Origin of the sequence: Mycobacterium sp. (assembly GCF_032162105.1) — a bacterium.
Classification (GTDB): Bacteria; Actinomycetota; Actinomycetes; order Mycobacteriales; family Mycobacteriaceae; genus Mycobacterium.
Genome location: NZ_JAVRPS010000278.1, coordinates 1 through 7,210 on the forward strand (window position 1 = coordinate 1; position 7,210 = coordinate 7,210).

Sequence of the window (7,210 nt, forward strand, 5' to 3'; positions counted from 1 at the left end):
CGCACCTTCTTCCAGATGCCCTGCAGGATCTCGCGCTTGTCGGCCAAGGTGATCTCACCCGAGCGGATGCGTTCGGTCTCCAACTCGTGCAGGGCCACGCCGTACTGGAAGAACACCATCAGGAGGAAGGCATACACCGGATTGCCCAGGTAGTAGGGCGACCAGCGCTGGTCCTCGCTCATCCGCAGGATGCCGTAGCCGATGTCACGGTCCATGTCGACGATGTTGGTGTAGGTGTGGTGCATGTAATTGTGCGAGTGCCGCCACTGATCGCTCGGGCACGCCGAGTCCCACTCGAAGTTGCGGCTGGTCAGCGCCGGATCGCCCATCCAGTCGTACTGGCCGTGCATGACGTTGTGGCCGATCTCCATGTTGTCCAGGATCTTCGACAACGCCAGCATCGTGGTTCCGGCGATCCACGCGGGCGGCAGGATGCCGGCGAACAGCGTGGCCCGGCCACCGACTTCGAGTGCCCGCTGGGCCTTGATGACCCGCCGGATGTAGGTGGCGTCGCGCTCGCCGAGGTCGGCGATCACGCGTTCCTTGATCGCGTCGAGCGCGGCGCCGAACTCCTCGGCCTGCTCGGGCGTCATGGTGACCGTCTGGCCGGTGACGATCTTGGTCACGGCCCCTTGAGCCTTGGCAGAGTCCTCGTCGGCGATGGTCTCTTCGACGGTGTTCTCGAGCATGGTGCGCTCGCGAGGAGCAATTAGAGATCCAGTCATGACGAACTCCTTTCCTAGAGCGCCAGTTCGACGTCACCGACGGGGGCGGTGACGCAGATCTGCACGTCCTCCTCGTCGGCCGTCGACACGGCGCCGGTGATCAGATTCTTGACCGCACCGCTGGTCTTGCGGCGGGTACAGGTGTGGCAGATGCCCATGCGGCATCCGCTTTCGGGCGACAGTCCGGCCGCCTCGGCCTGCTCGAGCAGGGAGCGCCCGTCGTCGGTGACGTCGACGCCGGAGTCGGCGAATGCCACCCGGCTACCCGACGCCTCGCTCGGCACGGTGAACACTGGCGGGACGAAGCTCTCCAAGCGGACGTTCGGGCAGTGCTGTTGGACCGCCTCCACCAGCGCGGGCGGGCCGCAGACGAACACCGCGTCGGGTGCGTCCATGGCCGCGGCGAGGTGCTCGGGTCCGAACCGTCCGACGAGATCGGCGGGGTCGGAGCTGCGGGTGTAGCCGTGCAACACGCGCACGCCGGGCAGCGTTGCCAACTCGTCGCGGTAGCACGCCTCGGTGGCGTTGCGGGCGTAGTGGACGAAGGCGACCTCGCCGGTGTGGCCCTCAGCGGTCAGCGTGCGCAGCATCGATAGCACCGGCGTGATGCCGCTGCCGCCGGACACGAAGAGGATGCGCCGCGGCCGATCGACCGGCAGGACGAACTCCCCGCCGACGCCGGCGAGTCCGACGACCATGCCGGGGCGGGCGTTGCGGTACAGGTGCTGGGAGACGACGCCGTCGTCGTGCACGCCGATGGTCAGCTCGATGAACGGGTCGTTCTCGGCGTTGGCCGGTGAGTAGCAGCGGGTCTGTCTGCGCCCGTCGACCTCGACGGAGAGGGTGACGTGCTGGCCGGCCCGCAGGGCGGGTCCGGCCTCGAAGGCCGCGTTGGGCTCCAGCGTCAGGGTGACGCTGCGGGGGGTTTGTCGCCGGACCGCGACGACCTTGGCACGGGTATCGCCAAGGGTCCAGGTCGGCTCCACCAGTTCGGTGTAACGGTCGACGCCGTGCGGGCCGGTGAGCAGGTCGACCAGCGGCGACCGCAGCACCCTTTCCCGCAAGCTCGGCTTCGAAATTTGGGTGAACATGTGTACACCGTGCGCTACGTCCAGCCAATCCGTCAATCAATCGGACCAGGTTGTGGTAGGTTTCACAGAGTGAACAGTCGTACGCCTAGTTCACGAACGTCCCGACCGGGCCGCTCGTCGTCCTCCCGTTCCTCGCGAGACACGCGGTCCCGCGAGGAACGCAAGGAAACGACGCGGCGGGCCATCATCGCGGCAGCGCTACGGCTCCTCGACGAGCGCAGCTTCAGCGCGCTGAGCCTGCGAGAGGTCACCCGCGAGGCCGGCATCGTGCCTGCGGCGTTCTACCGGCACTTCGAGACGATGGAAGCGCTCGGATTGGTGCTCATCGACGAGTCGTTCCGCGCGCTGCGGGACATGCTGCGCAGCGCCCGCGCAAGCAAGCTCGATCCCAACCGCGTCATCGGGTCCACCGTCGACATGCTCGTAGCAGGGGTCAGCGAGCGCCGGGAGCACTGGCGGTTCATCGGCCGGGAACGCAACAGCGGCGTGACGGTGCTGCGGTACGCCATCCGCACCGAGATCCGCTTGATCACCTCGGAGCTGGCGATCGACCTGGCCCGCTTCCCCGGGCTGAACACCTGGAGTGCCGAGGACCTCAACATCCTCGCCAGCCTGTTCGTCAACTCGATGATCTCGATCGCCGAGGCCATCGAGGATGCCGGTGATGCGACCGCCCTCGAGGAGATCAAACACACCGCCGTGAAGCAGCTGCGGATGATCGCCGTCGGGATCAGCGGATGGCGCAGTAGCAGTTGATTCGCGGGCAATAAGGTGAGGCGCATGCCGCACCTCGAAGTGACCCGGCCGCGTCCGGACGTCGCCCTCGTCACGCTCAACCGGCCCGACAAGCTGAACGCGCTCAACTACGGACTGGTCGAGGAACTGCACGCCACGCTCGAAGCGATCGATGGGGACGACGAGTGCCGCGTCGTGGTGCTGACGGGTGCAGGCCGCGGGTTCTGCTCGGGCCTGGATCTGACGGATCCGTTTCCCGAGGAGGCCAACCGCGGGTTGGAATTTCCCCGGTCGAGCATGCGGTGGCAGGAGCGCATCGCGAACCTCACCACACGCTTGATCCACCTGCGCCAGCCGGTGATCGCCGCCGTCAACGGCCCGGCCTACGGCGGCGGTTTCGCCCTGGCGCTGGCCTCTGACATCCGCATCGCGTCGGAATCGGCGCGGTTTTGCACCCAGTTCATCAAGTTGGGCATCGGTGGCTGCGACATCGGCGTCAGCTACACGCTGCCGCGCGTGCTCGGTGCCGGGCAGGCGTTCGATCTGATCCTCACCGCGCGCACCGTTGCTGCCGACGAAGCGTTGCGCCTGGGCCTGGTGTCGCGACTATCGAGCGGCTCGGTGGTCGATGACGCGCTGGAAATTGCCGAAACCCTGTGCGGGTACGGCAAGTTCGGGGTCGAGTCCACCAAACAGGTGCTGTGGGCAAACCTCGATGCGCCGAGCCTGGAGGCGGCGCTGCAGGTGGAGAACCGCAGCCAGATCCTGGCGTCGACCAGCGGCGAGATCGGCGCGGCGAAGGCAGCATTCGCCACCCGCAAGAGTTAGCGCGGCGTCCCGCCGCCGTCGACGATGGCGACCTGACCGGTGATGTAACTGCCTGCGCCCGAACACAACAGCAGTGCCGGCGCGACCATCTCGTCGGGTGTGGCGAGGCGCTTCATCAGCGTCGAACCGACCATCCCGGCAATCGCCTCGGGCGGGTTGTTTCGCATCATGTCGGTGTCGACCGGCCCCGGCGCCAACGCGTTCACCCGGATGCCGAAGGGGGCGTAATCGGCGGCCATCGACCGGGTGAAGGACAGCATCGCCGCCTTTGCGGCCGAGTACATCGACGTATACGCCGAGAACAAGAACGCGCCGACCGACGCCATGTTCAGCACCGCGGCCGCGGGGCTTGCCTTCAGATGCGGCAACGCCTTCTGCACCAGGAACACCGGGCCGCGCAGATTCACCTCGAATGACTTGGCCCATGCCTCTACGGTCATCTCCCCCAGCGGTTGGGTCAGCGCGTTGGCGGCGTTGTTCACCACCACGTCGATGCCGCCGAACTCGGCGACGGTGCGCTCCACGACGAGGTCGAGGTCGTCGACGCTGCCCGTGTGCGCAGGCACGCCGATCGCCTGTCCGCCGAGGTCGCGCAGGTGTTTGGCGGCCTCCTCGCAGGCATCGGCCTTGCGGCTGGCAACTACGACGTTCGCACCGGCCAGCACGAAACCCTCGGCCAAGGCCAGTCCAATGCCGCGGGTGCCACCGGTCACGATGACGGTACGGCCGGTCATGTCGAAGAGGCGGTCGAATGCGCTGCGATCCATTTCGTCAGTAGAACACGGAGCAGTTTTCCGCTAGTCGCCCAAGTTCGTCGACCTACATCCGATCGATGCGGGAGCCTCAGCCCTTATAGGGCGCGGCCTTCACGGGCGGCACGTTCTTGACGGGCACAACAGTCCCCGAGAACGTCAGCGTCGTCGTCTCACCGGTCGACATCGACCCGACGGACACGACAGCCGTCTGACCGTCACTAGTGGCACCCGTTACTGCGCCGATGACTCCCATTGCAACCAGAGCGCTCAGGCCCAGTAGTGCGGCCGGCCCCTTGCCGCGGTTGACTGAGCCAAGAGTTCGGGTCATGTTGATCCACCAATCGTCAATTGTTCAGAACGCCCTGCCGGCGCATCGACGTCTATTAACCCTGCAGCGACCTCAATCCGAAGGTCAGCCCAAGGACATTGACAGGAACTTGGTAAGCGAATGGCAGCGTTCAGCGCTGGCGCAGATTAGGTTTCGTGATCCGTTCACAGGGATCCCAATAGTGGACGCAACCGGCAAAGCCCGCGTCGATTACGAGAACAGGTCCAGATGGGCCGATACCCACTGCTCGACGGTTTGGGCGGGACGTCCCGTGACACGCTCCACGTCGCCCGTGGCGCGGTTGTACCGGTCCTCGCGATGCAACTGCGCCATCGTCGAAATATGTTGCGCCACATGATCGGGAAGCCCGAAGTCGATCAATCTCGCCTGCAAGCCGTCAGACGGCAGATCCTCGACGGAGATCGCCCGACCCAACGCCCGCCCGTACTCTTCGGCCAGCCCCGCGATGTCCAGCACGCGCGGCCCCGTCAACTCGTAGACGTGACCGATCCGGTCTTCCGGTTCGCGCAATATGGTGGCGACGACGTGGGCGACGTCGGCGGCCGCGATCGGTGAGGTGTGTCCATCGCCGAACGGCAGCGCCAGCACCCCACGTTCGCGCACCGATCGGGCGCCGAGCACTGTGAACAGCGGGTTGTCGAGGAATACCGTCGGTCGAACGTGCACGACCGGCAGGCCCGACCAGGTCAGGATGCGCTCGGCGAGCCAGTGCAGGCGCTGGTGGTGTGACTCCTCGGTGCTGGTCAGCGTCATCTGCGAGACCGTCATCTGCGACATGTTCACGAGCACTTCGAGGCCGCCGAGTTCCTTCCCCACCGCGGCCACCACGGCCGCTGCATCCAGGTATTCGGCTGACACGCTCATGTTGAAGAACATCCGGGTGACGCCGCGCATGGCGTTGGCGACGTCGAGTGGGGAGGTCAGATCGCCGACGACGACCTCGGCACCGAGGTCGCGCAACCGGTCGGCACGGTCGTCGTCGCGGCGCACCATCGCGCGCACGGGGTGGCCCTGCTCGCGCAACTCCTCGACGACTGAGCGGCTCACGCTACCGACTCCGCCACCCGCACCGGTGATCAGGAACATGTCCATATCGACGTCGCCGCCAGCCCTGCAATTCCCGGTGCCGGTTATTCGGCCATAGTCCACGTCGACGTGGCGATGAGGTCGCCGTGTTCGAGCGCGGCGGCGCGATGCTCGTGCACCTCGAGGTACTCGGGGTCCGTCACCATGTCGATGAAGGCCTGGGGCGACGGGTACTCGACGATGAGGATGGCGTCCCAACCCGGTCGCTCGCCGTCGCCGATGACCACCGTCGGCGCCGTCCCGGCGTAGCGCACGATCGCGCCCACCCGTTGCACGTGCGGGATGACCTCTTGCGCATACCGCAGGTAGCTGTCTCGACCGCCGTCCACCTTGAAGGTCAACAGGTTGACCATGACGACCGGGGCGTCGGCCGGGCGCGCGGCCAATGCCGCGAACTGTTCGGGGGTGGGTTCCAGGGTGCTCACACGCATCCGCTGACGTTGATCAGACACGCAATTCGTCGCTTCGACGTCATCGCGTTATCGTGGCGCAGCCGATGGTGCCACGAACCGAAATCGACAATTTGCAGCAACCTCAGCGGCCGAGAGAAGTCGTCGGCGACGCGGCCGGCACCACCAAAGGTTGCCCTGACCGCCAGTAATCGCGAGGGCAACTTATTTGCTCCGAACGGAAGCATCGCCCGCGCGCACGCCTGGAACTGCGCCGGCGGTCCTGCAGAGCCGACTCGATACCCATAGCTTTCGCATAGCTTCCGGCGTGGCGGCTTGACAATTTCCGCTGTCACATGCGCGACGAAAGTTACTGCGCGAAGGAGATTTCGGCATGAGTAGCGATCTTGATTGACACTAGGCTACATTTGCCGTCGGCAACCGCATCCTCCCGAGCTATTCGGGGCACTTCGTAGGGAATCACTTGATTTCTTCGTCGCCGACTGGGTCGATGCGTTTGCTGCACAGAAACGGTGCGCGGGTCGGGTTGGGGCACGCACTGCACATCGGTCTTGTCCGTGTTTCACACCTTGGGGGAATAGCCGTGCCCGCTGGCTTCCAGCCACCGCATCGCCGGGAAATCCAACCGGAAGGATCACCCAACCGACGCGAACGACCCGGACGTTCTCACGTCGATCGTGGTCTTTGGCGCTTGGTGGGATTGAATCCCGTGTGTATCCGGGGTTTCGCGGTCGTGGGACTCGCGCTGTTGGCTGTCATCATGACGGGTAACGCGCCGGCCAACGCGGTAGTGATCTGGCATCCCAAGGTGCCGCCGCTGTCGACGCCGTGGACTCATCTGGTGGGGCCAGACAACGCGCTGCCCGACTACCCGCGCCCGCAGATGGCGCGCAGCCAGTGGCTGAACCTCAACGGTGTGTGGAGTTACACGGGCCGATCCGCACAGAACGCCTTGACCGCACCACCCCCCGCGGCCGCGTATGGCGAGCACATCCTGGTCCCGTACCCCACGGAGTCGGCACTGTCGGGCATCCAACGCCACGACGACCAAATGTGGTACCGCAAGGTCTTCAAACTGCCGAGCGCCTGGCGCGGGCGGCACGTGCTGTTGCACTTCGGCGCGGTCGACCAGATCGCGACCGTCTGGGTGAACGACAAGCAGGTCGCCTTCCACGAAGGCGGGTTCACGGAGTTCAGCGCCGACGTCACCGCTGCGCTGCGGCCCGGATCG

Annotated in this window: 9 protein-coding genes; 3 read left to right on the forward strand and 6 right to left on the reverse strand. The window is 65.8% G+C overall.

What is annotated here, in order from left to right:
- Both QOC69_RS14345 and QOC69_RS14350 read right to left on the reverse strand, forming a co-directional pair.
- The coding region (locus QOC69_RS14345; protein ID WP_526440586.1) for a fatty acid desaturase family protein at positions 1-593 on the reverse strand (593 nt) is incomplete at its 3' end.
- 146 nt (positions 594-739) lie between these two features.
- Positions 740-1,816 (reverse strand): ferredoxin reductase, encoded by a 1,077-nt coding sequence (locus QOC69_RS14350; RefSeq protein ID WP_526440570.1) that lies wholly within the window; start codon positions 1,814-1,816, stop codon positions 740-742.
- 69 nt (positions 1,817-1,885) lie between these two features.
- On the opposite strand from QOC69_RS14350, the gene QOC69_RS14355 reads away from it, so the two are divergent.
- Positions 1,886-2,572 (forward strand): TetR/AcrR family transcriptional regulator, encoded by a 687-nt coding sequence (locus QOC69_RS14355; protein ID WP_526440572.1) that lies wholly within the window; start codon positions 1,886-1,888, stop codon positions 2,570-2,572.
- Between the two features lie 24 nt (positions 2,573-2,596).
- Positions 2,597-3,379 carry an enoyl-CoA hydratase/isomerase family protein gene (locus QOC69_RS14360; protein ID WP_526440574.1) on the forward strand — a complete coding sequence of 261 codons (783 nt, stop codon included), beginning with the start codon at positions 2,597-2,599 and terminating at the stop codon, positions 3,377-3,379.
- On the opposite strand, the gene QOC69_RS14365 is transcribed toward QOC69_RS14360, so the two are convergent.
- From QOC69_RS14365 to QOC69_RS14380, 4 genes are all read right to left on the reverse strand, one after another.
- A complete protein-coding gene (locus QOC69_RS14365; RefSeq protein WP_526440576.1) occupies positions 3,376-4,146 on the reverse strand; it encodes an SDR family NAD(P)-dependent oxidoreductase in 771 nt (256 codons plus the stop codon). The two genes, QOC69_RS14360 and QOC69_RS14365, sit on opposite strands and share 4 nt — an antisense overlap.
- 76 nt (positions 4,147-4,222) lie before the next feature.
- Complete coding sequence (locus tag QOC69_RS14370) at positions 4,223-4,462, reverse strand: hypothetical protein (protein ID WP_526440578.1); 240 nt, start codon at positions 4,460-4,462, stop codon at positions 4,223-4,225.
- A 210-nt stretch (positions 4,463-4,672) separates the two neighbouring features.
- On the reverse strand, positions 4,673-5,575 hold the full coding sequence (locus QOC69_RS14375) for an NAD(P)H-binding protein (protein ID WP_526440580.1): 903 nt from the start codon (positions 5,573-5,575) through the stop codon (positions 4,673-4,675).
- Between the two features lie 38 nt (positions 5,576-5,613).
- Positions 5,614-6,000, reverse strand: coding sequence for a DUF1330 domain-containing protein (locus QOC69_RS14380; RefSeq protein WP_526440582.1), 387 nt, complete (start codon positions 5,998-6,000; stop codon positions 5,614-5,616).
- A 739-nt stretch (positions 6,001-6,739) separates the two neighbouring features.
- Here QOC69_RS14380 and QOC69_RS14385 point away from each other — a divergent pair.
- Positions 6,740-7,210, forward strand: a 471-nt coding sequence (locus QOC69_RS14385) for a sugar-binding domain-containing protein (protein WP_526440584.1), incomplete at its 3' end; no start/stop codon positions are given.

What these genes read in the sequence shown, in the direction of transcription:
- QOC69_RS14350 (WP_526440570.1), bottom strand. Translation starts at nt 1,816, where the DNA reads ATGTTCACCCAAATTTCGAAGCCGAGCTTGCGGGAAAGGGTGCTGCGG.
- QOC69_RS14360 (WP_526440574.1), top strand. Translation starts at nt 2,597, where the DNA reads ATGCCGCACCTCGAAGTGACCCGGCCGCGTCCGGACGTCGCCCTCGTC.
- QOC69_RS14365 (WP_526440576.1), bottom strand. Translation starts at nt 4,146, where the DNA reads ATGGATCGCAGCGCATTCGACCGCCTCTTCGACATGACCGGCCGTACC.
- QOC69_RS14370 (WP_526440578.1), bottom strand. Translation starts at nt 4,462, where the DNA reads ATGACCCGAACTCTTGGCTCAGTCAACCGCGGCAAGGGGCCGGCCGCA.
- QOC69_RS14375 (WP_526440580.1), bottom strand. Translation starts at nt 5,575, where the DNA reads ATGGACATGTTCCTGATCACCGGTGCGGGTGGCGGAGTCGGTAGCGTG.
- QOC69_RS14380 (WP_526440582.1), bottom strand. Translation starts at nt 6,000, where the DNA reads ATGCGTGTGAGCACCCTGGAACCCACCCCCGAACAGTTCGCGGCATTG.